Consider the following 26,179-nt stretch of genomic DNA (forward strand, 5'->3'; position numbering starts at 1 on the left):
GTCCTCGACCTGGACGAGGACATCGCGACAGCGGAGTGGGAGTTCCGACGCCGCACGAAGATCGAGGAGCTGTTCCGGGACACCGCATACGGCGCCGGGCTGAACCATCTGCCCTCCGCCTCGCACGCCGTCAACGCAATGTGGATGTGGGGCGCGCTGCTGGCCTACAACCTCTCGGCCTGGCTCCAGACGATCGCGCCCCTCGACACCACCGGCGCCCGCCGCCGGATCGCCACCGTTCGCCGCCTGTTGATCAACCGGGCCGCCCGACTGGTGACCACCGCACGCCAACCCCGCCTCCGGTTCACCCCGGCCGCCGACGAACTGATCGCCATCACCCTGGCACGCGTCCGCGCAACCGTCACGGCCCACTGACCCCGCGCCCGGCCCGCGCACACCCGACCAGACCAGAACCCCGCCCCGGAAAGCCGTCCACCTGGCACGACAGCCAGAACACCGACATGCCGCAAACCCAACAACACCCCGGATTACGCAAGTTGACCGCTGACGGCCCGCGAGCACGCCACTACCTGCGGATTCGGGTCAGTACCCCCCACCCGGCGCCTACTATGCCTAGCGGCGGTCCGTCGGGTCCGCCATCGCCATACGGCGACAGGGGAGGAAGCCCGGTGAGATTCCGGCGCGGTCCCGCCACTGTGAGCCCGGCCCACCGGCCGTGCGAGTCAGGAACTCCCTTCTCCGAACCCGGGCTTCGCGCCGGGGCAGGGGAGACCTGACGACACTGCCCGGGGCGTGGACACCCCGAGGAAGGGCTGACGCCGCATGATCCTGCTCCTGTCGACGTCCGACACCGACCTGCTGAGCGCGCGCGCCTCGCAGGGTCCGGTCAGCTACCGCTACGCCAACCCCTCCCGGCTCTCCCAGGACGGCCTCCCGCAACTGCTGGAGGGCGCCGACCTCGTCGTCGTACGCCTTCTCGGCGGTGTGCGTGCCTGGCAGGAGGGGCTGGACCAGGTGCTGGCGACCGGTCGGCCCGTCGTCGCACTGACAGGTGAACAGGCCCCCGACGCACAGCTGATGGCCGCCTCGACCGTGCCCATCGGCATCGCCGCCGAAGCGCACGCCTACCTCGCGCACGGCGGCCCCGCCAACCTGGAGCAGCTCGCCCGCTTCCTCTCTGACACCGTGCTGCTCACCGGCCACGGCTTCGAGCCGCCGGCCCCCGCGCCCGCGTGGGGCCCGCTGGAGCGGACCGCCCGGGAGGTGACCGGCCCGACCGTCGCGGTGCTCTACTACCGCGCCCACCACATGAGCGGGAACACCGACTTCGTCGAGGCGCTCTGCGCGGCCGTGGAGGACGCGGGCGCCCGCCCCCTCCCGCTGTACGTCGCCTCGCTACGCACCCCGGAGCCCGAGCTCATCGACGAACTCCGGGCCGCCGACGCCATCGTGACCACCGTCCTCGCCGCGGGCGGCACCAAGCCGGCCACCGCGTCGGCGGGCGGCGACGACGAGTCCTGGGACGCGGGCGCCCTCACCGGCCTCGACGTCCCCGTCCTCCAGGCGCTGTGCCTCACCAGCCCTCGCGCGGCCTGGGAGGAGAACGACGAGGGGGTCTCCCCGCTGGACGCGGCCACCCAGATCGCGGTGCCGGAGTTCGACGGGCGCCTGATCACGGTCCCGTTCTCCTTCAAGGAGATCGACGAGGACGGACTGCCCGCGTACGTCGCCGACTCCGAGCGTGCCGCCCGGGTCGCCGGGATCGCCGTTCGGCACGCCAGGCTCCGTCACATCCCGGCCGCCGAGAAGCGGATCGCGCTCGTCCTGTCCGCCTACCCGACCAAGCACTCCCGGATCGGCAACGCGGTCGGCCTCGACACCCCCGCCAGCGCCGTCGCACTGCTGCGCAGGCTCCGGGCTGAGGGCTACGACTTCGGTCCCGGGGAGGAGATCCCGGGGCTGGTCTCCGGCGACGGCGACGAGCTGATCTACGCACTGATCGAGGCGGGCGGTCACGACCAGGAGTGGCTCACCGAGGAGCAGCTGGCCCGCAACCCGGTCCGCATCCCCGCCGCCGACTACCGCCGCTGGTTCGCCACGCTGCCCGCCGAGCTGCGCGCGGCCGTCGAGGAGCACTGGGGCCCGGCCCCCGGCGAGATGTTCGTCGACCGGTCCCGCAACCCGGATGGCGACATCGTGCTCGCCGCCCTGCGCCGCGGGAACCTGTTGATCCTCATCCAGCCGCCGCGCGGTTTCGGTGAGAACCCGATCGCGATCTACCACGACCCGGACCTGCCGCCCTCGCACCACTACCTGGCCGCGTACCGCTGGATCGCCGCGTCCGCCGACGACAGCGGCTTCGGCGCCGACGCGATGATCCACCTCGGCAAGCACGGCAACCTGGAGTGGCTGCCCGGCAAGAACGCCGGTCTCTCCGCCGCGTGCGGGCCCGACGCCGCGCTGGGCGACCTGCCGCTGGTCTACCCGTTCCTGGTCAACGACCCGGGCGAGGGCACCCAGGCCAAGCGCCGGGTGCACGCCACGCTCGTCGACCACCTGGTGCCGCCGATGGCCCGCGCGGACAGTTACGGCGACATCGCGCGGCTGGAACAACTCCTCGACGAGCACGCCCAGATCGCCGCGATGGACCCGGCCAAACTGCCGGCCGTCCGCGCCCAGATCTGGACCCTCATCCAGGCCGCGAAGCTCGACCACGACCTCGGGCTGGAGGACCGCCCCGAGGACGAGGGTTTCGACGAGTTCATCATGCATCTCGACGGCTGGCTCTGTGAGATCAAGGACGTCCAGATCCGCGACGGCCTGCACGTCCTGGGAACGGCTCCGGCCGGCAAGGACCGCGTCAACCTGGTCCTCGCAGTCCTGCGCGCCCGGCAGATCTGGGGCGGCACGGCCTCCCTTCCCGGCCTGCGCGAGGCGCTCGGCCTCGACGAGTCGGCCGCCACCCGCACCGCCGCCGACGAGACCGAGGAGAAGGCCCGCGCGCTCGTCCAGGCGATGGACGACGCCGACTGGGACCCGGCCGCCGTGCCCCGCGTGGCCGCCGGACACCCGCAGGCTGTAGCGGACATCCTCGACTTCGCCGCCCGCGAGGTCGTGCCCCGCCTCGCCGCGACGACCGACGAGCTCGACCACGCCGTCCACGCGCTGAACGGCGGCTTCGTCCCCGCAGGACCGTCCGGCTCCCCGCTCCGCGGACTGGTCAACGTCCTGCCGACCGGCCGCAACTTCTACTCCGTGGACCCGAAGGCGGTCCCCTCCCGCCTCGCCTGGGAGACCGGCCAGGCCCTCGCCGACTCGCTCCTGGAGCGCTACCGCGCCGACAACGGCGACTGGCCCACCTCTGTGGGCCTGTCCCTGTGGGGCACCAGCGCGATGCGCACCGCCGGCGACGACATCGCCGAGGCGTTCGCCCTGCTCGGCGTACGCCCCGTCTGGGACGACGCCTCGCGCCGGGTCACCGGCCTGGAGGCGATCCCGTACGAGGAACTGGGCCGCCCGCGCATCGACGTCACGCTGCGCATCTCCGGCTTCTTCCGCGACGCGTTCCCGCACACCATCGGCCTGCTGGACGACGCCGTGCGCCTGGCGGCCTCCCTCGACGAGCCGGCCGAGCGGAACTTCGTCCGCGCCCACACCCGGGCCGACCTGGCCGAACACGGGGACGAGCGGCGCGCCACCACCCGGATCTTCGGCTCACGCCCGGGTACGTACGGCGCCGGGCTGCTCCAGCTGATCGACTCCCGCGACTGGCGCACGGACGCCGACCTCGCCGAGGTGTACACGGTGTGGGGCGGCTACGCCTACGGCCGTGAGCTGGACGGGCGTCCGGCCCGGGACGAGATGGAGACCGCGTACAAGCGGATCGCGGTGGCGGCGAAGAACACCGACACCCGTGAGCACGACATCGCGGACTCGGACGACTACTTCCAGTACCACGGCGGCATGGTCGCGACCGTACTCGCGCTGAGGGGAACCGCCCCGGAGGCGTACATCGGCGACTCGACCCGCCCCGAGACGGTCCGCACCCGCACCCTGGTCGAGGAGACCTCCCGGGTCTTCCGTGCCCGGGTGGTCAACCCCAAGTGGATCGAGGCGATGCGCCGCCACGGCTACAAGGGCGCCTTCGAGCTCGCCGCCACGGTGGACTACCTGTTCGGATACGACGCGACGACGGGCGTGGTCGCGGACTGGATGTACGACAAGCTCACCGAGACGTACGTCCTCGACCCGGCGAACCGCGAGTTCCTCCAGCAGGCCAACCCCTGGGCGCTCCACGGCATCGCCGAGCGGCTTCTGGAGGCGGAGTCCCGGGGGATGTGGGAGAAGCCGGACCCCGCGGTCCTCGACGCGCTGCGGAAGGTCTTCCTGGAGACCGAAGGCGATCTGGAGGGCGAGGACTGAGGCAGTGCCCGGCCGGGCAGGGTCCCCGCCGGCCTGCCTTGCCGCCCCGACGCCCAGGGTCCACGCTTGTGGCATGGGTGATCCCGCGGACCACACGCCCATGGCGGCTGTCCAGCACGCTTTCCGCCTGCTGGAGGCCGTGGGGGCTCACGAGTGCGGCGCGCCCGCGAAGCAGCTCGCGCGCGAGGCCGGACTATCCTTGGACGACGCCGTGGAAGCGCTGCGCGGGCTCACCGACGACGGCTATATCCGCAGGCTCGACGACGGCGGCCTGACCCTCAGCGACAAGCTGCACGGCAACGTCTCCGGGCATCCGGCCGACCCGGTACGCCCGGCTCTCGCCTCGCTGCGGGACGAGGTGTCGGCCGCCTCCTATCTCACCTTCTACGAGGAGGGTGAGATCCGGATCGCCGAGATCGTCGACGGGCCGCAGACGCCCAAGGTCAACCTCTGGGTCGGGTTCGAGGACGCCGGACACGCGACGGCCCTCGGCAAGTGCGTGCTGCGCGAGCTGGACGACGATGCGAGGTGCGACTACCTGGCGCGGCACGCCCTGCCCGACCTCACGCCCCGCACGATCACCCACCGGGAGGAGCTGCTCCGGCAGCTCGAATCGTCGACGTCGACGCCGGTGATGATGGACCGTGAGGAGTACGACCTCGGCACGGTGTGCATCGCGGTGCCCGTGTACGACGGCACGAAGCTCGGCTCGCTCGGGGTCTCCTTCCGGGCGGACCGGATGTACCGCACGAGGCAGGTCAGAGAGAGCCTGCTGGCCTCGGCGGACCGGGTGAGCAGGGGCCTCGCCTTCGGCGGCTGAGAGCAGCCGCCGGGCGAGCGGTGGGCGGGGGCGGCGCGCCTGCGAACGGGCGGGACGCCGGAGGGCCGCGTCCGCCGCCCGCCCCCTCGGGTCACTGGGTCAGCGTGCCAGCCAGTCGCGGTAGCGGGTCGGGGCGATGCGCGCGCCGGGTCCGGCCACGATGGCGTCCCCCTGGACGGCGGCGAACATCCCGGCCGTGTCGTCCGTGACGACGGTGCGTTTGTCGCCGTGCGCGGCCAGCGTGATGCCGCCGAGTTCGTCGAGCGTGTAGGTATCGGCGCCCGCGATGTCGAGAGTGCCCTGGAGGGGACGGCCCGCCGCGACCTCGGCGACGATCGCGGCCACGTCCGCGGCGGCGATGGGCTGGATCGGGGTGGCGGGCAGCCGGACGGTCTCCTCGTCCGCGCTCCAGGACATGACGGCGTCCATGAACTCGAAGAACTGTGTGGCGCGGACGATCGAATACGGGACGGGACCGGCCTTCAGCAGGTCCTCCTGGAGCACCTTGGCGCGGTAGTAGTCGAGCCCGGGCACCCGGTCGGCGCCCACGATGGACAGCACCACCGCGTGTCCGACGCCCTGGTCCCGGGCGGTGGCGAGCAGGTTGTCCATCGTCGTCCGGAAGAAGTCGAGCGAGGCCTCGTCGAAGGTGGGCGAGTTGGTCACGTTCACGACGGCGTCGGCTCCCTCCAGGGCGGCCGGCAGGCCCTCCCCGCTGATGAGGTCGACTCCGGTGGACTGTGAGTGCGGCACCGCCTGGTGTCCGGCCGCTTTGAGGTCCCGGACCACCTGTGAACCGATGAGTCCGGTTCCGCCGAGCACTGCGATCTTCATGTCGTACCTTCCCTGAGGCGTACGGGCGATATGCCGGTAATGCCCGACTCTGCGCCACTCTACGCCCGAAACTCGGATAACTCTTGTCCGAGACAATACTCGGACAAGAGTTATCCGGGTACAGGAAGGTACTGTGAAGTGGTGAAGATGTCGGGTGGAGTCGAATGGGCGTTGCACTGCTGCACCGTGCTCACGACCAGCAACGAGCCGGTTCCCGCCGCACGCCTCGCCGAACTGCACGACGTGTCGGGCAGCTACCTCGCGAAACAGCTCCAGGCGCTCTCGCGGGCGGGACTGATCCATTCCACCCAGGGCAAGTCGGGCGGCTACGCCCTGACCCGCTCCCCGGAGACGATCACCGTCCTCGACGTCGTCCAGGCGGTCGACGGCCCCGCACCCGCCTTCGTCTGCACGGAGATCCGGCAGCGAGGCCCCCTGGCGACCCCCGCGGCCGCCTGCTCCACCCCCTGCGCGATCGCCCGCACGATGGGGGCGGCGGAGTCCGCGTGGCGCGCCTCGCTGGCCGCGGTCACGATCGCCGACCTCGCCCGTGACGTCGAGGCGGACTACGGCCCTCAGGCCATGGCCGGCATCGGCAACTGGCTTGCGGACAGGGATTCCTGACCCTGCGGCCGGACCGTGCGGGGTACCTCACCTCACGCGGGCCCACGTGCGCGGGTATCACTCCCCTCGGCAAGGGGCCGCGTCCTGGGGCTCAGGGGTCCCGCATCCCGATAGCAGCCGGATAGACCGGCGGGCAGGGGCGGATAGGCGGTTTTGGGAGAGTGGCTTTGCCAGGCCACCCCCACCCAGATCGTGAGGACTCGAAGATGATCGAAACCCGACCACGCCCGGTGTCCGAGGAGGTGTCGTCCTCGGATCCCGTCCGGCTCAGTTCTGTCGTGAAGCGGTTCACCGATGCCAAGGGAGAGCAGTTCACCGCTGTCGACGGCATCGACTTGAGCATCCGGCGGGGTGAGATCGTGGCCTTCCTCGGACCGAACGGCGCCGGGAAGACGACCACCATCGACATGCTGCTCGGGCTGACGCGGCCCGACGAAGGCTCGGTGCGGCTGTTCGGGGGCGAGCCGCGGCAGGCGGTGCGCTCCGGGCAGGTTGCCGCGGTGCTCCAGACGGGCGGGCTGCTGCCCGACCTGAGTGTCGAGGCCACCGTACGGATGCTCGGCTCGCTGCACCGCGGCGCCGACGTCGACGCGGTGCTGACCCGGGCCGGACTCGACGAGCTGCGCGGCCGCCGCGTCGCGGAGTGCTCCGGCGGCGAGCAGCAGCGGCTGCGGTTCGCCCTCGCCCTGCTGTCCGGGCCCGAGCTGCTGGTCCTCGACGAGCCGACGGCCGGCATGGACGTCGTCGCCCGCCGGGACTTCTGGGCCACGGTCCGTGAGGACAGGGAGCGCGGCATGACGGTCATGTTCGCCACCCACTACATGGAGGAAGCGGACAGGTTCGCCGATCGGGTGGTGATGATCGACCGCGGCCGTGTCGTCGTCGACGGTTCGGTGTCCGACGTGAGGTCCGCTCTCAGCGGGCGCACCGTGTCGGCGCGGATCGGTGAGCGGAGTGCCGCCGCCCTCGCGGAGTCCCCGCTGGTCCGCTCGTGCACCCCGCGCGGCGGGCGGTACCACTTCGACACCACCGACTCCGACGCGCTGCTGCGCCTGCTGATCGAGCAGACCTCCGCCGCCGACATCGAGGTCACTCCGCGCAGCCTCGAAGAGGCCTTCATGACCCTCACCCATCAGAACCGGGCACTCTCGTGACCGCCGGGTCGGCGGTCAGGCGGTCGTGGCGGGACGTGGGCTGCCGTGGAAGACCTGGCCGGTGTGCCAGGAACGGTGGGCGGCGGCGATGGGGCGGACGCCCGGCTGGGGGCCGATGAGCGGACGGCCGGCGAGCGTGATGACGTGCTCGCGGGCGGCGGTGCTGTGGCCGACGAAGCTCTGCGAGACCAGGATGCGGTGGCCCTCGCCGAGGCCGAGTACGCCCTTGTCGAACAGCTTGTGGTGCAGTGAGCACAGGCACAGCCCGTTCTCGACGTCGTCCGGTCCGTCGAACGCCCACCAGCGCACATGGGCGGCCTCAAGCCCGACCGGCACCGCGCCGATCCTGCCGTCGTACCCGCAGAAGGCGCACTGGTACTCGTACGCCGTCAGGACCGCCTCCCGCATGCGCCGGTCCCGCTGCCTGCGCGCGGCCGAGAGCTGTCCGGTCTCGGCCTCCTCCAGCTCCAGGCCGACGGCTTCGCACAGTTCGCCGTGGAGGGAGGGCGGGAAGTTCAGATCGAGGAGTACGCGTGCCATCCGCCCGAGAAGGGACGGCTCACGCCGCAACGCTGCCCGTAGCTCCGGCGTCAGCCGCCCGGCGGCGCCGGTTGCGCGCAGTTCCCTGACCCCGGTCCCGGGGCTGCCCGGCCCACGCTCGGTGCGCACCTCCCAGACGCCGTCACTCACCAGGTGATGGAAGGGGTAGGCGGGAGTCGTCCGGATGCCGGGACCGTACTCGGCGAGCAGTCCCCGCAGGTCCGCCTCCACGGCGCTGTATCGCAGCTCGTCATCGGCGTCCTGCTGGAACCGGCTGAGCGCGTACAGGAACAGCAACGGCTTGTGCGGAGCCCGCGTCCCGCTCCTCGTCCACTGCCTCAACTGCGCGGCACGCTCGACCCAGTTCATGGTCGACGATGGTAGTGGCGGCTCGTCGCAGTGCTTGGTGGCGGGGCATGGCCGCGGTGACCGGCCGAACACCGAGCCACGACGCGGATCACGGCTACCCGGGCATGATGCCGTGGATGCGGGAGAGGGTGAAGACCCGTTCGTCGTCGCGCAGGTGGCACCAGGCGTACAAGTAGGGCGGGTCGAGCACGAGCTCGCTGAGGATACGTACGGTCCGGTTGCCCGAGGCGGCGACGTACTCGACCGTGATGGCTGTGCCGACGTCGACGGCATGGGCGAGCTGGCGGACATCGCTGTACGCCAGGTTCTTCGCGTACGCGGCGACGATCTCCTCGGTGTCCGTGCCGTAGGGGACCCCGGTGCCGAACGGGTCGGGAGCCGGGAGTGTCGGCGGGGCGGCCCGCAGCCTGGCGGCCAGCGTGCTCAGGTCGACGGTCACCGGAGTCATCTGAGTCACCGTCGGCACGGACCGCTGCCGCTGGCCTGGGAGTGGGGGGACCGGGACCGGGGCGGCGGCACGTCGGCGCCGGGGCTTCTCGACGCGTACGGTCCCGTCGGCCCTCTCGGCGACGGGGGCGTAGCCAGCGGCCCGGAGCGCGGCGAGGGTCTTGTCGAGTGGGGTCCGGCTGACCAGCACGGTCGGCGCCAACACGCGTAGGCCGAGGGCGGCGAGCTTTCTGTGAGTGACGAGTTCGGCGAGGAGGGCGGCTTCTTCGCCATGGATCACACAGGCAGCGGGGGCGATGCGCACACGGCCGTGAGTGCGTGCGGAGTCGTTGATCAGGTACAACAGCGGCTGGGGGAGGGCGCCGACCGCGACGGCGCCCAGGTCAGCCGCGATGGCATCCGCCGTGCGGCCCGTGTCCAGGGCACGGCGAACGGTTGTGGGGCTGAACCGCCACACCGATGCCGTGCCACCGACTTCCTTGTCCGCGACGGTGTCCAGCAGTGCGGCGAGGCGGGCGGACGGTGTGCCGGTGACAACGGCGGTGAGGTCCGCGCCGAAACGGGCTGCCCTGGTGGCTGCCGGCAGCAGCCGCTCACAGGCAGCGGCGAGCGTTTCGGCGGCTTCGGTGTCGTTGGCCCGCAGAGCGGCACCGATGGGGGACAGGCAGCCGCGGGCGACGACCCCGAGCAGTTCCGCTTCCCGGATTGCGGTGGCGAAGGGCGTGGTGTCCTGGGGGAGTTGTTCGGCGAGCGGGCGGTGCCAGGCAACCATCGGCCCCAGTTCCGCGGGGCTGTACACTCCCCGGTGCGCCGGGAACTCCGCTGCGGCGGCGAGGAGCCCCTCTCGGGCCTGTATACAGCCGCCGCAGGGCGGTGTTCCGGCGAGCGCGGGCAGTACCTTGCCGTCCTCGTCGCGGGCCTGGGCCGGAGTCAGCGGCAGCGTCCGCCAGGTGTGGAGAAGCGCGGTGAGCTGCTCCGCTGGTTCTCGTTCCGCCCAGGTGTCGTATCCGTCCGTTGCCGCGACCCGGTCGCCGTCCTGGGCCAGCAGCCCGGCGTCGTACGCCGTCTCCAGAACAAGACGCACGACGATGTCGTCGCACTGCGCCGCCTTGCTGATCCGGGACAGCTCACGTGCTCCGACCCCGCCGGACTTCAGCAGGACCGGCGGAGCGGCGGAGCACGTCGCCAGAACCGACGCGGCATGTGCGGCGAACGCCGTGGCGGCTGCCGCCGCCTCCCGGTCCACTTCCGCCGAGGTGACGGACGCCGTCCGCACGACGGGCGGGACGGGCTCGAAGGGGGCGTGCCAGCCGACTCCGCGCAGTGCGAGCGCCACCTCGGCGGGCATGCGTGTGGATCCGTACCCGGAGTACCGGTCCTGGACCAGCAGTCCCCGCTCCAGTGCCCAGCGCGCACCCGGCTCGGAGTCGGCCGACGGGGCCCTGAACGTGATCAAACGCGCCGGTGATTGAGCCTGTTCACCCTGGCGAGACGCTCGCCGCTCAAGCAGCTTCCGGGTGGACGCAGGTGCCGAAGTGATCACCGCGGCCACCCGCTCCGGATTGCTGTGGTGTTCCAGCAGGGCGGTCAGCCGATGCTTCTTGGTGGTGCCGGGCGACGGGACGCCCAGGGCCACCAGCATGCGGCGCAGTTCCTCGGAGGTCGTGTCCGCCAGTAGCCGGGTGAGCGGTGCGTCCAGCCCCAGCGGCGAGTCCCACGCCTGCCGCAACGGCGCCGCCATGCGCAGCAGCCCTTCGCCGTCCGGCCAGACGAGTGCACGGTCGGCCAGCGCCTCCAAGGCCGCGTCCAGCCCGCGAGTGCTCTCCGTTCCGGTCGCATCCAGCAGATCGGCCAGGGCGGCACATGGAACGGGCCCCAATGCCGCCAGTGCCTCGGCTACCTGCAGGTGTGGCAGCGCGAGTCCGGGCAGCACCGAGGCCACCGACGCCGGGCGCTGAAGGCGGTCCGCGAGTTCGCCGAACGATCGTGGTTCCGGCGGGGACACGGCATCCGGGCGAGCTGCCAGGACCCGCTCGAGCCGGTCGACTTCCAGATCACTCAGCCACGTGGCCAGAGTTGATCCGCTGGGCTTGCTGATGGGGACACCTCACAAAGACGAGTGCCGGTGGTCTCTGACCGGAATCGGTCCTGCACAGACCCAGAATGGCGGATCGCGGGGGACGCCTGCGTCCTGAGTCGGCAGAAACCCGCTTCTGAGTGAAGGTGATGTCCTGTGACTCGACCCGTCGACGGCAAGTCGGCGGAATGGAATGTCTCTCATGTCGGAAATGAATGAGGCCAGAACTGAGACTACCAACGTCGAAGGGCCCCACCGCAAGCGGTGGGGCCCTTCGACGTATTGCCCGGTGAGAGCAATGGCGGAGGATACGAGATTCGAACTCGTGAGGGGTTGCCCCCAACACGCTTTCCAAGCGTGCGCCCTAGGCCACTAGGCGAATCCTCCGCCGCAAACAATACAAGACGCCAGGGGGTGCTCGCGAACACGTTCCCCGTAGATCGTTCCGGAGTGCTCTCCGGCCGGATCGTCATGCGGGAGCGGGTGGACGGCGGGGGGCGGGGATCGGCTAAGGTGGGCGTCAGCCCCTCACGTGGCGCTATCTGACTGAACTCCCCCAGGGCCGGAAGGCAGCAAGGGTAGGTCGGCTCTGGCGGGTGCGTGGGGGGCCCTTGCGTGCCCGGGGTGTGGTTTCCCGCCGGAGCGGTGTCCCGGGGCGGGACCGGTTGTCGGTGCGCCCCGATAACCTCGTATGTGTGTCGTCCCTTGCGCTGTACCGCCGTTATCGCCCCGAGTCCTTCGCCGAGGTCATCGGTCAGGAGCATGTCACTGACCCGTTGCAGCAGGCCCTGCGGAACAACCGGGTCAATCACGCGTACCTGTTCAGCGGGCCGCGCGGCTGTGGAAAGACGACCAGTGCGCGCATCCTCGCCCGCTGCCTGAACTGCGAGCAGGGCCCCACGCCCACGCCGTGCGGGAAGTGTCAGAGCTGCCAGGACCTCGCGCGCAACGGGCGGGGGTCGATCGACGTCATCGAGATCGACGCCGCGTCCCACGGTGGTGTGGACGATGCCCGTGACCTGCGGGAGAAGGCTTTCTTCGGGCCCGCTTCGAGCCGGTACAAGATCTACATCATCGACGAGGCCCACATGGTCACGCCGGCAGGGTTCAACGCCCTGCTGAAGGTGGTCGAGGAGCCGCCGGAGCACCTCAAGTTCATCTTCGCGACCACCGAGCCCGAGAAGGTCATCGGCACGATCCGGTCGCGTACGCACCACTACCCCTTCCGGCTCGTGCCGCCCGGGACACTGCGCGGCTACCTCGCGGAGGTGTGCGCCAAGGAGAACAGTTTCGTCGAGGAGGGTGTGCTGCCCCTCGTGGTGCGGGCGGGCGCCGGTTCCGTGCGTGACTCGATGTCCGTCATGGACCAGCTGCTCGCCGGTGCGCGCGACGACGGTGTGACATACGCCATGGCGACCTCGCTCCTCGGCTACACGGACGGGTCCCTGCTGGACTCCGTCGTTGACGCCTTCGCGGCGGGCGACGGGGCCGCCGCCTTCGAGGTCGTGGACCGCGTGATCGAGGGCGGCAACGACCCCCGGCGCTTCGTCGCGGACCTGCTCGAGCGGCTGCGTGACCTGGTGATCCTGGCCGCCGTGCCCGACGCCGGCGACAAGGGGCTCATCGACGCCCCCGCCGACGTGGTGGAGCGGATGCAGGCCCAGGCATCCGTCTTCGGCGCCGCGGAGCTGAGCCGTGCCGCCGACCTGGTCAACGAGGGGCTCACCGAGATGCGCGGGGCGACCTCCCCCCGGCTCCAGGTGGAGCTGATCTGCGCCCGGGTCCTGCTGCCCGCCGCCTTCGACGACGAGCGTTCGCTGCAGGCCAGGCTGGACCGGCTCGAGCGCGGTGCGGCTTCGTTCGTGCCCGCGGGTCCCGGCCCCGCCATGGGGTACGTACCGGGACCGGCCGCCCATGGAGCCGGGGCGGCCGGGGCGCCCGGGGGTCCGGCCGCCGCCCGTGCTGCCGTTCGGGGGGACGCCCCGGGCGGTGCTCCCGCCGACGTGCCCCCGGCCGCGCCCGTCGCCTCGGAGGCCGTGGCACCGCCGGCCGCCCAGCAGGCGCCCGCCCCCTACGAGCCTCCGGAGCATCAGGAGGCCCCGCCCGTCGAGCAGCCCCCGGCCGGACAGCGCCCCGGGGCGTGGCCCGCCGCGGCCGGAGCCGGCAGCGGGGCCGAGGCGGCCCGCCGCCCCGGCGGCTGGCCGACGGCTTCCGCGCCCGGCGGTGGTGTCCCGCAGACACAGCCGCCCCCTCCGTCTCCCGCCCAGGCCGCACCGACCCCCGCCCCGGCGGCGCAGGCGCCGGCCCAGGGGGACCCGGGTCTCGCTCAGGGCGCCGCCCAGGTCCGCAACATGTGGCCAGACATCCTGGAGGCAGTGAAGAACCGCCGCCGCTTCACCTGGATCCTGCTCAGTCAGAACGCCCAGGTCACGGGCTTCGACGGCAGCACCCTGCAGATCGGCTTCCTGAACGCCGGGGCGCGCGACACCTTCGCGAGCAGTGGCAGCGAGGAGGTGCTCAAGCAGGCGCTGGCCCAGCAGTTCAACGCCAACTGGCGGGTGGACGCGGTCGTGGACCCGTCCGGTGGTGGCGGCATGCCACCACAGACCGGTGGAGGCGGAGGAGGAGGTGGCCGGCCCCCGGCCGCGCCGTACCAGCCGCCGTCGGCGCCGCAGGCACCGTCCTACGAGCCCCGGCCCGCCCCCGCCGACCAGGCTCCGCCGGCCGCACAGCAGCCTCCGCAGCAGCAGCAGCAGCCCGGCCGCGCCGAACCGTCCTCCTACGACCGGGCGGCCCCCGAGCCTCCACGGTCGGTCGCGCCCGAGGACGACACCGCGGAGGCGGACGACCCAGACCTGGTCGACTCCGCGCTCTCCGGGCACGACCTGATCGTCCGCGAGCTGGGGGCCACGGTCGTGGAGGAGTTCACCAACGACTGAGGTCTCGGGACGACGCACCTTCGCTCCGGCTTCCCAGCGCGCTTCTCGGCCGTCCACGGAGCGGAGCCCGTCGAGGCCTTCCGCCCCCGGCGGCTAGGCTGCATCCCGTGAAGGTCCTCGTCATCGGCGGCGGCGCCCGCGAACACGCCCTGTGCCGCTCTCTCTCCCTCGACCCCGATGTCACCGCTCTGTACTGCGCTCCCGGCAACGCCGGAATCGCAGAGGTGGCCGAACTGCACCCGGTCGACGCTCTCGACGGCGCCGCCGTCGCGCGCCTCGCCACCGAACTGGGCGCCGAGCTGGTGGTCGTCGGTCCGGAGGCACCGCTTGTCGCCGGTGTCGCCGACGCCGTCCGCGCGGCCGGCATCCCCTGCTTCGGCCCCTCCCGTGAGGCCGCACTGCTGGAGGGCTCCAAGGCGTTCGCCAAGGACGTCATGGCCGGTGCCAACGTCCCGACGGCCCGGAGCTACGTCTGCACGACGCCCGCCGAGATCGACGAGGCCCTCGACGCGTTCGGGGCACCGTACGTCGTCAAGGACGACGGTCTGGCGGCAGGCAAGGGCGTCGTCGTCACCGACGACGTCGAAGCCGCCCGCGCGCACGCGCTGGCCTGCGACCGGGTCGTGATCGAGGAGTTCCTCGACGGTCCCGAGGTCAGCCTCTTCGCGATCACCGACGGCACCACCGTGCTGCCCCTCCAGCCCGCCCAGGACTTCAAGCGCGCCCTGGACGGCGACGAGGGTCCGAACACCGGCGGCATGGGCGCGTACTCCCCGCTCCCATGGGCCGATCCGAAGCTGGTCGACGAGGTCATGCAGACCGTTCTGCAGCCGACCGTCGACGAGCTGCGCCGACGCGGCACCCCGTTCTCCGGGCTGCTGTACGCGGGTCTCGCGATCACCTCGCGCGGTGTGCGGGTCATCGAGTTCAACGCCCGCTTCGGCGACCCGGAGACCCAGGTGGTCCTGGCCCGGCTGAAGACCCCGCTGGCCGGTGTCCTGCTCGGTTCCGCGAACGGCACCCTCGACGCCCTCCCCGCCTTGAAGTGGCACGACGACGCCGCCGTCACGGTGGTCATCGCCTCACGCAACTATCCGGGGACGCCCCGGACCGGGGATCCGATCGAGGGCCTCGCGGACGTCGTGGAGAAGGATGCGCCGCACGCGTTCGTCCTGCACGCCGGTACGCGGCAGGACGGTGACGCGGTCGTCAGCGCCGGAGGGCGCGTGCTCTCCGTGACGGCGACCGGCAAGGACCTCACGCAGGCCCGGGAACGCGCCTACACGGCGCTCGGCCGCATCCGGCTCATCGGCTCGCAGCACCGCACGGACATCGCTCGCAAGGCCGCCGACGAGGCCTGAGCCCCGCCCGTCGCCTGTGCCCGGCCCTCGCCCTAGGGCCGGGCACAGGCGCGTCCGGCGTCCGCCCGAGGCCCGTCGGGTTCGGCAGGGGCGTCCTCGGGTATCACCGGACCCCTGCTCGCCCGCGCGTCAGCAGCTTTGCCCAAAGCCATTCCATCGAGTGACGGCTCGGCCATCCGGATGACGGCTGCCGAGCCCCCAACTAGGGTGCGGCGCAAGCGTTCCGGCACTTGGCCCACAGGCATTGCGATGTCAGTGACGGGTGCCACAGTGGGGGAGTGACCAACACCGTCGCGGGGGCAGAGGGGGTGACGTACAGCCGTGTCCGGTACCGGTTCGGTTGAGGAGCTGGGCGCGCACGCAGCGCGCGCCAGAGCTCGGGCCCTGCTGCGTATCCGCAGCAGAGCCACCGCCCTGGCGATCCTCCCGGCGGGCGTGGCCGTCGTGCTGCTCGTCGCGAGCGGCCAGGGGCGCGTCGACGGAAGCGTGTGGTCCACGGCCGCCTGGGTGGTGACGGCGTGCGCCGTCGTCGTGCTGCTGGTCGCCGCCGGGGTCGGCGTCGCCCTGGCGCGCGCGAAGCCCGCGATCAGTCCGACGGTGCCCCTCGCCGAGACGGCGGCCCCCGACCTCTACCGGCTGGTCCGGGATCTCGCCGACCGGCTCGACGTTCCGGCGCCGTCCGCCATAGCGCTGACCCCCGACTGCGACAGCTGGCTGGAGGACCGTACACACCCCTCCGCCGGACCGGGCGGGTCGGACGTGGCCGGAGGACCGGCCGGTGGTGCGCGCAGCCGCCGTGTTCCGACGGCCCCCGTGCTCGTCATCGGCTCTCCGTTCCTGTGGTGGATGAGGGTCGCCGAGTTGCGCGCCGTGCTCGCCCCCGTCGTCGCGGGCACCGGGCCGTCCGCGCACCCCGACATAGCCGCGGCCCGCCGTTTCGTCCGCGGCCTGGACGCCGCCGTGGCCGACGCCGCGCTGCCCGGTCAGGGGGCCGTGCGGCGGATCCCCACAGCCTTCGTGGGGTGGGTCGCCAAGGTGATGCTGCGCGGGTGCCGTGGCCATGCCGCCGAGATGGAGCGCTGTGTCGCCGCCGCCGCGTCGGGCCGTGCCCAGGACGTCGACTACAGCCTGAGAATCCGCGCCCAGGAGCAGGTCGGCCTCGCCTACGCGGGCTGGGACCGGCTGCTGACCAGGGTCGCGTTGCCCGCCTGGCGTATGGGCCGCTGGCCATCGCGGCTCGACGCGGGTGTCGTCTCCGCGCTGACGGAGCTCTCGCGGCGCGACCGGCTGGCCGAGGGTTTCACCGACCGGCTGGGGGAGCGACCCGCCTGTGACCTCATCGAGGAGCCGGGCGCTGCCGACGAGGCGGCCTCGCTGCTCGCGGCCCGGCTCTTCCACGGCGGCCCGGCGCAGACCGGCCCCGGCTGGGCCCCTGTCGACTGGCAGCAGTACCCGGAGGAGGTCGTGGACCGGAAGTGGCGCTCGGAGGCGGCCCGGCTGCACCGGGTGCTCGACGCGCTGGGGGTCGCCACGAGTGTGCCTGCGGGGCTACCAGGGGCCTCCGGGGCGGACGGAGCCGTGGTTCCCACGCTGGCACGCGTCATCGATCATCTCTCCGCGCCGGGCGCCGACAGCGATGCGCTCGCGGCCGGGATCGGCGCGGCCGTCGCCCGTGACGAAGCGGGGACCGAGCCGCGTTCCGGGACTGTGGCCGGCGGCGCGGGGTCCGGCGGCACCGCGGCGGAGGGTTCACCGGCCGGGGCGGCCACCGGCGCCATGGATCTCTGGGGTCCCGTGCCGCTTCCGCTCTTCCCCCTCCAGCCACCGCGTACGGGCACGGAGCTGCTCGCCGACCACGTGGTGGCGATGGTCTGCTGCGCCGCCGTGGACACGGCGGGGGCAGCACCCGGCCTCGACTGGCTCGACGGTCCCGCCCTGCTGGTCGACGGCGGCCGGAGGTCGGATCTCGGAGCCCCTGTGCTCAGTCTCGTGGAGGACGGCGACGCGGAGCCGCTGCGCTCCTGGCTGACCGCGGTGGGCGTCCGCGCCGACAAGCCCGTACGCCTGGGTTGAACGACCGTCCGTCCATATAGCGTGCGAAATGTTCTGAATGCCAGCTCAATACCCGGATGAACTCCTTCCGGTCACATTGATTCGCGACGAACGGTGACGGACCGCACGCGTTATGTGATGTGCTGGGGGCAGGCGCCGGCGTCCGGCGTATCTGGTCTCACGGGGGACGAGGGAGGGGTGCGGGATGGGGGCGGAGCATATCCAGCGGTGGGAATCGGGTGCCCTCGCGCACGCTGTGAGCGACCCCTTCGGCATGGGCCCACTGCCCTGGCTGCGCGGCAGCGAGAACTACTTCGACGACACCGGTCAGGTCGTCCCCTGGTACGCCGACCCCGACCTCGGCCGCGGCGGATCGGGCGGCGGTACGCGAACCGCAGACGACGTGCACCGCCAGATCAAGGGGTTCGTGTCTCCCGGCGCCGCGGCTCCCGGCGAGGCCATCGACTTCCACATCACCGTGGACCCGCCCCAGCAGTTCTCCGTCGACGTCTACCGCATCGGGCACTACGCGGGAGACGGCGCGGCCAAGATCACCACGAGCCCGCGCCTGTCCGGCATCGTGCAGCCGCCGCCGCTGACGGCCGAGCGGACGGTGTCCTGCCACCACTGGTGGCTCTCCTGGCGGCTGCAGATCCCCACGTACTGGTCGGTCGGCGCGTACGTGGCCGTGCTGACCACCGCCGACGGATACCGCTCGCACATCCCCTTCACGGTCCGCGACGACCACCCGGCGGACCTGCTCCTCCTGCTTCCCGACATCACGTGGCAGGCCTACAACCTCTACCCGGAGGACGGCCGGACCGGCGCCAGCCTCTACCACGCGTGGGACGAGGGAGGCAGGCTGCTGGGGGAGGAGGACGCCGCCGTCACGATCTCCTTCGACCGCCCCTACGCGGGCGCGGGCCTGCCCCTGCACGTGGGCCACGCCTACGACTTCATCCGCTGGGCCGAGCGCTACGGCTACGACCTCGCCTACGCCGACGCCCGTGATCTGCACGCCGGTCGGGTCGACCCCAGTCGCTACCGGGGCCTGGTCTTCCCCGGTCACGACGAGTACTGGTCGATCCCGATGCGCCGCACGGCCGAGCGGGCCAGGGACATCGGCACCTCCCTGGTGTTCCTCTCCGCCAACACCATGTACTGGCAGGTCGGCCTCGGCCCGTCGCCCTCGGGCGTCCCCGATCGCCTGCTCACCTGCCGCAAGCGCCGCGGCCCCGGGAAGCCGGCGCTGTGGCGCGAGGTCGACCGCGCGGAACAGCAGTTGCTCGGCATCCAGTACGCGGGCCGGGTCCCCGAACCTCACCCCTTGGTCGTGAGGAACGGCGGGCACTGGCTCTGGGAGGCCACCGGGGCAGCCGAGGGCGATGAGCTTGCCGGGCTGGTCGCCGGCGAGGCCGACCGCTACTTCCCGCGCACGAGCCTGCCCGAGCACGAGAACCGCATGCTGCTCGCGCACTCCCCGTACAGCGACGGCGAGGGGGCCACCCGGCACCAGGAGACCTCGCTCTACCGCGCCCCTTCGGGCGCGCTCGTCTTCGCTTCCGGCACCTTCGCCTGGTCCCCGGCGCTGGACCGTCCGGGCCACGTGGATGCCCGTGTCCAGCGGGCGACGGCGAATCTCCTCGACCGGATCTGCAAGCGCGACTGACCGGCCCGGCCCGGACGGCCAGCCCGGGGTGCCGCACGCGGCGTCCTGTGCCCTGGACGCGGCCCTGGACGCCGCCCCGGATGCCGCGCGTCGGGACTCTTGGTCGCCATGCTCCATCGCCGGGTTTCCGGGCCCGCCGCAGGCCCGGGCGCCGTCGCCCCCGTCCACGGGGTGACCCCTGTCGGCGTGGCCCCTTCGCATGCGGGACAATCGGAACGACTCCTGGATCAACCTACGCGGAGGCAGCGTGTCCGGTTTCGTAGAAAAGCCCGAGCCCGTGCAGGTGCCGGGACTCACCCACCTGCACACCGGCAAGGTGCGCGACCTGTACCGGAACGAGGCCGGTGACCTCGTCATGGTCGCCAGCGACCGTATCTCCGCGTATGACTGGGTCCTGCCCACCGAGATCCCCGAAAAGGGCCTTGTCCTCACGCAGCTGTCGCTGTGGTGGTTCGACCAGCTCGCCGATCTCGTCCCCAACCACGTGCTCTCGACGGACCTCCCGGCGGGTGCGCCCGACGACTGGGCCGGCCGCACCCTGATCTGCCGCTCGCTGCGGATGGTGCAGGTCGAGTGCGTGGCGCGCGGCTATCTGACCGGCTCCGGCCTGACCGAGTACGACGCGACCCGCACGGTCTGCGGCCTCGCGCTGCCCGAAGGCCTGGTCGACGGCTCCGAGCTGCCGGCACCGATCTTCACCCCGGCCACGAAGGCCGCCGTCGGGGACCACGACGAGAACGTCTCGTACGAGGAGGTCGCCCGCGAGGTCGGTGCCGAGACGGCGGCGGTGCTGCGCCGGACGACCCTGGACGTCTATGGGCGGGCCCGGGACATCGCGCGTGAGCGCGGAATCATCCTCGCCGACACGAAGTTCGAGTTCGGCTTCGCGCCCACCGCCGACGGCGGCGAGGAACTGATCCTCGCGGACGAGGTGCTGACTCCGGACTCGTCACGCTTCTGGTCCGCCGAGAGCTGGGAGCCCGGCAGGGCGCAGCCTTCGTACGACAAGCAGTTCGTGCGGGACTGGCTGACCTCCCCGGCCTCCGGCTGGGACCGCCACGGCGAGGAGCCGCCGCCGGCGCTTCCGCGGGAGATCGTCGAGGCGACCCGCGCCAAGTACCTGGACGCGTACGAACTTCTCACCGGTCTCAGCTGGCCGGTCGACGGCCACTGACGGAACGAGAGAAGGCCCCGGTCGTGATGACCGGGGCCTTCTTCCATGGAGCGGACGACCAGGTTCGAACTGGCGACCTCAACCTTGGCAAGGTTGCGCTCTACCAACTGAGCTACGTCCGCGTGCGCCGAAGCGCGGTGCTTACTATACCCAACCTTTCACCCGGGCGAGACGCACCGCCGCATGACGGTGCTCCGCGCGAGAGTTCGGAGACGGCCGCTGACCGAGGGCCGGGCGCGGTTGCCCCGCGACAGGGAGGTGCGCTCCGCTGTCTCGCCGACGGGCCCCCCGTCGGCCGCGAGCTTCGAAACCTCAGCCCCCGGGCCGTCAGCGGCGGTCCCCGGCAAAGACAATCGCGGCGCCCAACTCCGTTTCCGCGGAGCGGTTCCCGGCGTACACGGTCCGGATGATCTCGACCGCCTTGCGAACGCTGACCGCGCTCCGGGCGAAGGGCCACGTCTGCGGCGAGTGTGCGGTCCAGAGCCCCGGGCCGTCAGTGACTCGTCACGAACATCGCCCCGCAGTCCGGCAGTCCGGTTCGCAGCGATGTGGCGACCTTCACACCGTCCGCGCCCGCAGCCGCGGGGCGAGCGGGGTTCGCGGCATCGCTGGTGTCACGCAGGGCGCAGACCTCACTGTGCGGCACGAGAGAACGAGATCGCGGTCACTTCTCCGGAGCCCTTGGAGTCGCTGAATTCCCCGGAGCAGCGCTACGGGGGCCGCGTTGCCTTGATGCGGCGTGGGCGGCCCAGTTCTGCCGGGCGTCGATAACCGGAAACGTCAAAGGCCCCGGGCCGAAATCGACCGGGGCCTTTGACTCAAGAGCGGACGACCAGGTTCGAACTGGCGACCTCAACCTTGGCAAGGTTGCGCTCTACCAACTGAGCTACGTCCGCATTGCTACCACTCGGCTTTCACCGGTGGAGCGCTCACTACTCTACCTGATCCACTGAGTGGTCTGGTAAGGCAGTGCAGAGCGGGTGACAGGAATTGCACACTGCGCCTTCCCCCTGGAAGGGGGATGTTCTACTACTGAACTACACCCGCACGCTGCGTCGGACCCGGCTTTTCGGCCTTGCCCTTCGGCGTGCTCCAGACTCTAGCCGACCTGCAGGGGTGTTGTGCAAGTCGGCTCCCCGAGGTGTTGCCCCGGGGAGGGACGGGCGCTGAACCGGAACGGAACATTCCGGGCGTCGCCCTCAACTGGCCGCGTGGAACGCCTCGTAGACCTTCTTGGGGATCCGGCCGCGGGCCGGCACCTCCATCCGGTGCGAGCGGGCCCAGGCGCGCACGGCGGCGGGGTCGGGCGCCAGCGAGGTGTGGTGGTAGGCCACCGGGGCCTTGCCGCGCTTGCCGGTATTTGTCTGCTTTCGGCCGGCCGAGACGTACGGGGCCAGCGCCTTGCGCAGTTTCTTTGCATTGGCGGGATTGAGGTCGATCTCGTACGACTTCCCGTCCAGGGAGAAGGTGACCGTTTCCGCCGCTTCTCCCCCGTCGATGTCGTCGGAGAGTGTGACCACGACGCGCTGAGCCACGGATATCGGTCCTTTCCTGCGGCATCGTCGCGTCTGTCAGGCGCTGATGCCGGCCTTCCGGCGGCTGGGCGGATACGGATCGACGGTTGTCGACTGTTCCGGGGCAATGGTGCTTTCCCTGTATTCATTTGTACAGCGGTGGGAGCCGCATTGTGAAGCCCGCCCAATTACTTCCGCGTGTTGCTTCCGTGTGACGCCCTCGCTCAATCGCGGTGAAGATTTTTTCCTCAGGTTTTTCCGTGTGTTGCCTCGCTTCGATATCGCGGTGTGATCCTCGCCGCCCGATATCTACCCGCGTAGAATTTCTGGCCAGGTACGCTGAGTGGACCCGCGGGGATCTGGGGAACCCCTCGGAGACACAGCCGCACCACACCACCGGGAGTGCCAGTGGCACGCGTCGTAGTCGACGTCATGCTCAAGCCGGAGATCCTCGACCCGCAGGGACAGGCTGTGCAGCGCGCGCTGCCCCGTCTCGGCTTCGACGGAATCGCGGACGTTCGTCAGGGAAAGCGTTTCGAGCTCGAGGTCGAGGGGCCGGTCGACGATGCCGCCCTCGCCCGTATTCATGAGATGGCCGAGACCTTCCTCGCCAACACCGTCATCGAGGACTTCACCGTCAAGGTGGAGGAGGAGAAGTGACCACCCGTATCGGCGTCGTCACTTTTCCCGGCACGCTCGACGACCAGGACAGCCTGCGGGCCGTACGGATCGCGGGGGCCGAGCCCGTATCGCTCTGGCACCGTGACAAGGACCTGCACCAGGTCGACGCCGTCGTCCTGGCGGGCGGGTTCAGCTACGGCGACTACCTGCGCGCCGGCGCCATCTCGCGTTTCTCGCCGGTGATGGAGACGGTCATCGCGCAGGCGAAGGCCGGTATGCCGGTCCTCGGTATCTGCAACGGCTTCCAGATCCTGACCGAGGCGCACCTGCTGCCCGGTGCGATGCTCCGGAACAATCACCTCCACTTCATCTGCCGCGACCAGAAGCTGCGGGTGGAGAACGCGGAGACCGCCTGGACCTCGGACTACACGGCGGGCCAGGAGATCTCCGTACCGCTGAAGAACATGGACGGCCGGTACACCGCCGACGAGCGCACGCTCGACGAGCTGGAGGCCGAGGGCCGCGTCGCGTTCCGCTACGCCGACGTGAACCCGAACGGCTCGCTGCGCGACATCGCCGGCATCACCAACGCCGCAGGCAACATCGTCGGGCTGATGCCGCACCCGGAGCACGCCGTCGAGCCGCTCATCGGCACCGGTCGCACCGACGGCCTGGGTTTCTTCACCTCGATCATCAAGAAGCTGGTCAACGCATGAGCCTCGACACGGTCAAGCACGCGGCCGAGACGCCGGACGCCGGACAGCCCTGGAAGGAGCTCGGCCTCAAGGAGGACGAGTACGCCCGCATCCGGGAGATCCTGGGCCGCCGTCCCACCGGCGCCGAGCTCGCCATGTACTCCGTGATGTGGTCCGAGCACTGCTCCTACAAGAGCAGCAAGGTCCACCTCAAGCAGTTCGGCGAGAAGGTACCCGCCAACGACGCCATGCTCGTCGGTATCGGCGAGAACGCCGGTGTCGTCGACGTCGGCCAGGGTTACGCGGTCACCTTCAAGGTCGAGTCGCACAACCACCCCTCGTACATCGAGCCCTACCAGGGTGCGGCGACCGGCGTCGGCGGCATCGTCCGCGACATCCTCGCCATGGGCGCCCGTCCGGTCGCGGTCGTCGACCCGCTGCGCTTCGGTGCGGCCGACCACCCCGACACCCGGCGCGTACTGCCCGGCATCGTCGCGGGCATCGGCGGCTACGGGAACTGCCTCGGCCTGCCGAACATCGGCGGCGAGGTCGTCTTCGACGCCTGCTATCAGGGCAACCCGCTCGTCAACGCCGGCTGCATCGGCGTGATGAAGCACGAGGACATCCACCTCGCCCAGGCCTCCGGCCCCGGCAACAAGGTCATCCTCTACGGCGCCCGTACCGGCGGCGACGGCATCGGCGGAGTCTCCGTGCTGGCTTCGGAGACCTTCGACGACACCAAGCCCACCAAGCGGCCCGCCGTCCAGGTCGGCGACCCGTTCCAGGAGAAGCTCCTCATCGAGTGCACCCTGGAGATCTTCAAGGAGAAGCTCGTCGCGGGCATCCAGGACCTCGGCGGCGCCGGGCTCTCCTGCGCCACGAGCGAGCTGGCCTCCGCGGGCTCCGGCGGCATGCGCGTCGAGCTGGACACCGTGCCGCTGCGCGACTCCTCCCTCTCGCCCGAGGAAATCCTCATGAGCGAGTCGCAGGAGCGCATGTGCGCGATCGTCGAGCCGCAGCACGTGGACCGCTTCCTGGAGATCTGTGAGAAGTGGGACGTCATCGCCACCGTCATCGGTGAGGTGACCGAGGGCTCGCAGCTGGAGATCTTCTGGCACGGCGAGCAGATCGTGGACGTACCCCCGCGGTCCGTCGCGCACGAGGGGCCGACCTACCACCGGCCGTTCGCCCGCCCGTCGTGGCAGGACGCGCTCCAGGCGGACGACGCCGGGAAGCTCGCCCGCCCGGCGAACGGCGCCGAGCTGCGCGAGCAGGTGCTCAGGCTGGTCGCCTCCCCGAACCAGGCCTCCAAGTCCTGGATCACCGACCAGTACGACCACTTCGTGCAGGGCAACACCGTGCTCGCGATGCCCGAGGACGCCGGCATGGTCCGGATCGACGAGGAGTCGAACCTGGGCGTGGCCATGGCGACCGACGGCAACGGCCGTTACGCCAAGCTGGACCCCTACACGGGCGCGCAGCTCGCGCTGGCCGAGTCCTACCGCAACGTGGCCGCGTCCGGCGCCAAGCCGCTCGCCATCTCGGACTGCCTGAACTTCGGTTCGCCCGAGGACCCGGACGTCATGTGGCAGTTCGCGGAGGCCACGCGCGGTCTCGCGGACGGCTGCCTGGAGCTGGGCACCCCGGTGACCGGCGGCAACGTGTCGCTGTACAACCAGACCGGTGACACGGCGATCCACCCGACGCCGGTCGTGGCCGTGCTCGGCGTGATCGACGACGTCACCCGGCGCACGCCCGTCGCGTTCTCCGAGGAGGGGCAGCTGCTCTACCTCCTGGGTGACACCCACGAGGAGTTCGGCGGTTCGGCCTGGTCCGAGGTCGTCCACCAGCACCTCGGCGGCATGCCGCCCAAGGTCGACCTGGGCCGCGAGAAGCTGCTCGGCGAGATCCTGATCTCGGCCTCCCGCGACGGCATGATCGACGCGGCGCACGACCTCTCCGACGGCGGCCTGATCCAGGCGGTCACCGAGTCCTGCCTGCGCGGCGGGAAGGGTGCGCGGCTGGTCGTCCCGGACGGTCTGGACGCGTTCACCTTCCTGTTCTCGGAGTCGGCGGGCCGCGCGGTCGTCTCGATCCCGCGCAGCGAGGAGCTCCGCTTCAACGACATGTGCGGGGCGAGGGGTCTGCCCGTCGCCCGGATCGGTGTCGTGGACGGCGAGGAGATCGAGATCCAGGGCGAGTTCAGCATTCCGCTGAGCGAGCTGCGCACGGCGCACGAGGGGACCCTGGAGGGTCTGTTCGCCTAGGTTCTGCCTGAGCCGAAAGCCCCCGTCCGGGTCGACCGGACGGGGGCTTTCGACGTCCTCACGGAAACTCGTTGATTGATGTTACGTAATTACGTAAGGTTGTGTTCTGTGGAGCTTGAGGAACGCGTGGCCGAGCTGGAGCGCCGGCTCGCGGTGCTGGAGTCGGCCGCGGGCGGCGGCAGACCGAAGCTGGGCGACGGCGACTTCTGGGCGCTGGACGGTCTGAAGGACCAGCTCGGCCTGGTCGGGGACGCAGCCGCCGACGGCGGGGTGCTGTTCACGGGCGCGGTCAGGCTGCCCGCAGGCGAGCGCTTCGAATGGCAGTACGGCGCGCTCACCGAGGGGCTCCTCGGCACCGACGAGGACCGCCCCGACTGGGCGGAGGCCGCCGAGCCCCTGGCGGCTCTCGGCCATCCGGTACGGCTGCGGCTGCTCCGCGAGATCCTCGCGGGCCGGCGTACCGTCGCGGAGCTCGCCGGGCTCGACGAGACGGGCACGACCGGGCAGATCTACCACCACCTGCGACTTCTCACCGCCGCGGGCTGGCTGCACATGACGGGGCGGGGGCGCTACGAGGTGCCAGGGGCCCGGGTCGTGCCGCTGCTGGTGGTCCTCACGGCGGCCCGGCCGTGAACCGCG

At 71.3% G+C, this 26,179-nt stretch carries 18 protein-coding genes, 4 tRNA genes, 1 other RNA gene, 1 pseudogene and 1 riboswitch; of the genes and pseudogenes, 15 read left to right on the forward strand and 9 right to left on the reverse strand.

What is annotated here, in order from left to right; translation table 11 throughout:
* From ACFU5K_RS10335 to ACFU5K_RS10345, 3 genes are all read left to right on the forward strand, one after another.
* Positions 1 to 375, forward strand: a 375-nt coding sequence (locus ACFU5K_RS10335) for a transposase (RefSeq protein ID WP_384058831.1), incomplete at its 5' end; no start/stop codon positions are given.
* 243 nt (positions 376 to 618) lie between these two features.
* Positions 619 to 693: riboswitch (cobalamin riboswitch) on the forward strand.
* Between the two features lie 90 nt (positions 694 to 783).
* Positions 784 to 4,383 carry a cobaltochelatase subunit CobN gene (cobN, locus tag ACFU5K_RS10340; RefSeq protein ID WP_384058833.1) on the forward strand — a complete coding sequence of 1,200 codons (3,600 nt, stop codon included), beginning with the start codon at positions 784 to 786 and terminating at the stop codon, positions 4,381 to 4,383.
* Positions 4,384 to 4,456: 73 nt separating this feature from the next.
* Positions 4,457 to 5,203: an IclR family transcriptional regulator gene (locus ACFU5K_RS10345; protein WP_384058835.1), complete on the forward strand. Its 747-nt coding sequence runs from the start codon at positions 4,457 to 4,459 to the stop codon at positions 5,201 to 5,203.
* 99 nt (positions 5,204 to 5,302) lie between these two features.
* Here the strand turns inward: ACFU5K_RS10345 and ACFU5K_RS10350 are convergent, their stop codons facing one another.
* The gene (locus ACFU5K_RS10350; protein ID WP_384058837.1) at positions 5,303 to 6,037 is read right to left on the reverse strand and encodes an SDR family oxidoreductase; all 735 of its coding nucleotides are present in this window, start codon (positions 6,035 to 6,037) and stop codon (positions 5,303 to 5,305) included.
* A gap of 147 nt (positions 6,038 to 6,184) precedes the next feature.
* Between ACFU5K_RS10350 and ACFU5K_RS10355 the strand changes: the two genes are divergently transcribed.
* Both ACFU5K_RS10355 and ACFU5K_RS10360 read left to right on the forward strand, forming a co-directional pair.
* Positions 6,185 to 6,661 carry an RrF2 family transcriptional regulator gene (locus tag ACFU5K_RS10355; RefSeq protein ID WP_384058932.1) on the forward strand — a complete coding sequence of 159 codons (477 nt, stop codon included), beginning with the start codon at positions 6,185 to 6,187 and terminating at the stop codon, positions 6,659 to 6,661.
* Positions 6,662 to 6,867: 206 nt separating this feature from the next.
* Positions 6,868 to 7,815 (forward strand): ABC transporter ATP-binding protein, encoded by a 948-nt coding sequence (locus tag ACFU5K_RS10360; protein WP_384058839.1) that lies wholly within the window; start codon positions 6,868 to 6,870, stop codon positions 7,813 to 7,815.
* 15 nt (positions 7,816 to 7,830) lie between these two features.
* Here ACFU5K_RS10360 and ACFU5K_RS10365 read toward each other — a convergent pair whose 3' ends face one another.
* From ACFU5K_RS10365 to ACFU5K_RS10375, 3 genes are all read right to left on the reverse strand, one after another.
* Complete coding sequence (locus ACFU5K_RS10365) at positions 7,831 to 8,724, reverse strand: phosphorothioated DNA-binding restriction endonuclease (RefSeq protein WP_384058841.1); 894 nt, start codon at positions 8,722 to 8,724, stop codon at positions 7,831 to 7,833.
* A gap of 94 nt (positions 8,725 to 8,818) precedes the next feature.
* Positions 8,819 to 11,269: a helicase-associated domain-containing protein gene (locus tag ACFU5K_RS10370; protein ID WP_384058934.1), complete on the reverse strand. Its 2,451-nt coding sequence runs from the start codon at positions 11,267 to 11,269 to the stop codon at positions 8,819 to 8,821.
* A 278-nt stretch (positions 11,270 to 11,547) separates the two neighbouring features.
* Positions 11,548 to 11,635 (reverse strand) — tRNA-Ser (locus ACFU5K_RS10375).
* Positions 11,636 to 11,767: 132 nt separating this feature from the next.
* Here ACFU5K_RS10375 and ffs point away from each other — a divergent pair.
* The 6 genes from ffs to ACFU5K_RS10405 all read left to right on the forward strand — a co-directional run bounded on the left by ffs (position 11,768) and on the right by ACFU5K_RS10405 (position 20,443).
* An RNA gene (ffs, locus tag ACFU5K_RS10380) (signal recognition particle sRNA small type) lies at positions 11,768 to 11,864 on the forward strand.
* Positions 11,865 to 11,943: 79 nt separating this feature from the next.
* The gene (locus ACFU5K_RS10385) at positions 11,944 to 14,187 is read left to right on the forward strand and encodes a DNA polymerase III subunit gamma and tau (RefSeq protein WP_384058843.1); all 2,244 of its coding nucleotides are present in this window, start codon (positions 11,944 to 11,946) and stop codon (positions 14,185 to 14,187) included.
* Positions 14,188 to 14,294: 107 nt separating this feature from the next.
* Positions 14,295 to 15,548, forward strand: coding sequence for a phosphoribosylamine--glycine ligase (gene purD / locus ACFU5K_RS10390; protein WP_384058845.1), 1,254 nt, complete (start codon positions 14,295 to 14,297; stop codon positions 15,546 to 15,548).
* A gap of 321 nt (positions 15,549 to 15,869) precedes the next feature.
* Positions 15,870 to 17,621, forward strand: coding sequence for a hypothetical protein (locus ACFU5K_RS10395; protein WP_384058847.1), 1,752 nt, complete (start codon positions 15,870 to 15,872; stop codon positions 17,619 to 17,621).
* A gap of 184 nt (positions 17,622 to 17,805) precedes the next feature.
* Positions 17,806 to 19,269 (forward strand): N,N-dimethylformamidase beta subunit family domain-containing protein, encoded by a 1,464-nt coding sequence (locus ACFU5K_RS10400; protein ID WP_384058849.1) that lies wholly within the window; start codon positions 17,806 to 17,808, stop codon positions 19,267 to 19,269.
* Positions 19,270 to 19,516: 247 nt separating this feature from the next.
* Positions 19,517 to 20,443, forward strand: a complete 927-nt coding sequence (locus tag ACFU5K_RS10405) for a phosphoribosylaminoimidazolesuccinocarboxamide synthase (protein WP_384058851.1) — start codon at positions 19,517 to 19,519, stop codon at positions 20,441 to 20,443.
* 46 nt (positions 20,444 to 20,489) lie between these two features.
* Here ACFU5K_RS10405 and ACFU5K_RS10410 read toward each other — a convergent pair.
* The 5 genes and pseudogenes from ACFU5K_RS10410 to ACFU5K_RS10430 all read right to left on the reverse strand — a co-directional run bounded on the left by ACFU5K_RS10410 (position 20,490) and on the right by ACFU5K_RS10430 (position 21,978).
* A tRNA-Gly gene (locus tag ACFU5K_RS10410) sits at positions 20,490 to 20,565 on the reverse strand.
* A gap of 22 nt (positions 20,566 to 20,587) precedes the next feature.
* A pseudogene (locus tag ACFU5K_RS10415) lies at positions 20,588 to 21,017 on the reverse strand (DNA-binding response regulator); the annotation flags it as partial.
* A gap of 249 nt (positions 21,018 to 21,266) precedes the next feature.
* Positions 21,267 to 21,339: transfer RNA gene (locus tag ACFU5K_RS10420), tRNA-Gly, on the reverse strand.
* Positions 21,340 to 21,418: 79 nt separating this feature from the next.
* Positions 21,419 to 21,490 (reverse strand) — tRNA-Gly (locus ACFU5K_RS10425).
* Between the two features lie 152 nt (positions 21,491 to 21,642).
* Positions 21,643 to 21,978, reverse strand: a complete 336-nt coding sequence (locus ACFU5K_RS10430) for an Lsr2 family protein (protein WP_384058853.1) — start codon at positions 21,976 to 21,978, stop codon at positions 21,643 to 21,645.
* A gap of 387 nt (positions 21,979 to 22,365) precedes the next feature.
* Here ACFU5K_RS10430 and purS point away from each other — a divergent pair, with 387 nt between their 5' ends.
* The 4 genes from purS (at position 22,366) to ACFU5K_RS10450 (ending at position 26,173) form a co-directional block, all read left to right on the forward strand.
* Positions 22,366 to 22,617 (forward strand): phosphoribosylformylglycinamidine synthase subunit PurS, encoded by a 252-nt coding sequence (gene purS / locus ACFU5K_RS10435; RefSeq protein WP_384058854.1) that lies wholly within the window; start codon positions 22,366 to 22,368, stop codon positions 22,615 to 22,617.
* On the forward strand, positions 22,614 to 23,294 hold the full coding sequence (gene purQ / locus ACFU5K_RS10440) for a phosphoribosylformylglycinamidine synthase subunit PurQ (RefSeq protein ID WP_384058856.1): 681 nt from the start codon (positions 22,614 to 22,616) through the stop codon (positions 23,292 to 23,294). Before purS ends, purQ begins: the two co-directional genes overlap by 4 nt.
* Positions 23,291 to 25,540, forward strand: coding sequence for a phosphoribosylformylglycinamidine synthase subunit PurL (gene purL, locus ACFU5K_RS10445; protein ID WP_384058858.1), 2,250 nt, complete (start codon positions 23,291 to 23,293; stop codon positions 25,538 to 25,540). The genes purQ and purL overlap by 4 nt, the downstream gene beginning before the upstream one ends.
* Before the next feature lie 108 nt (positions 25,541 to 25,648).
* Entirely contained in the window at positions 25,649 to 26,173 is a 525-nt protein-coding gene (locus ACFU5K_RS10450) for an ArsR/SmtB family transcription factor (RefSeq protein WP_384058860.1), read from the forward strand.
* Positions 26,174 to 26,179 lie beyond the last annotated feature (6 nt).

The organism is Streptomyces sp. NPDC057428 (genome assembly GCF_042803195.1).
In the GTDB taxonomy this organism is placed as follows: domain Bacteria; phylum Actinomycetota; class Actinomycetes; order Streptomycetales; family Streptomycetaceae; genus Streptomyces.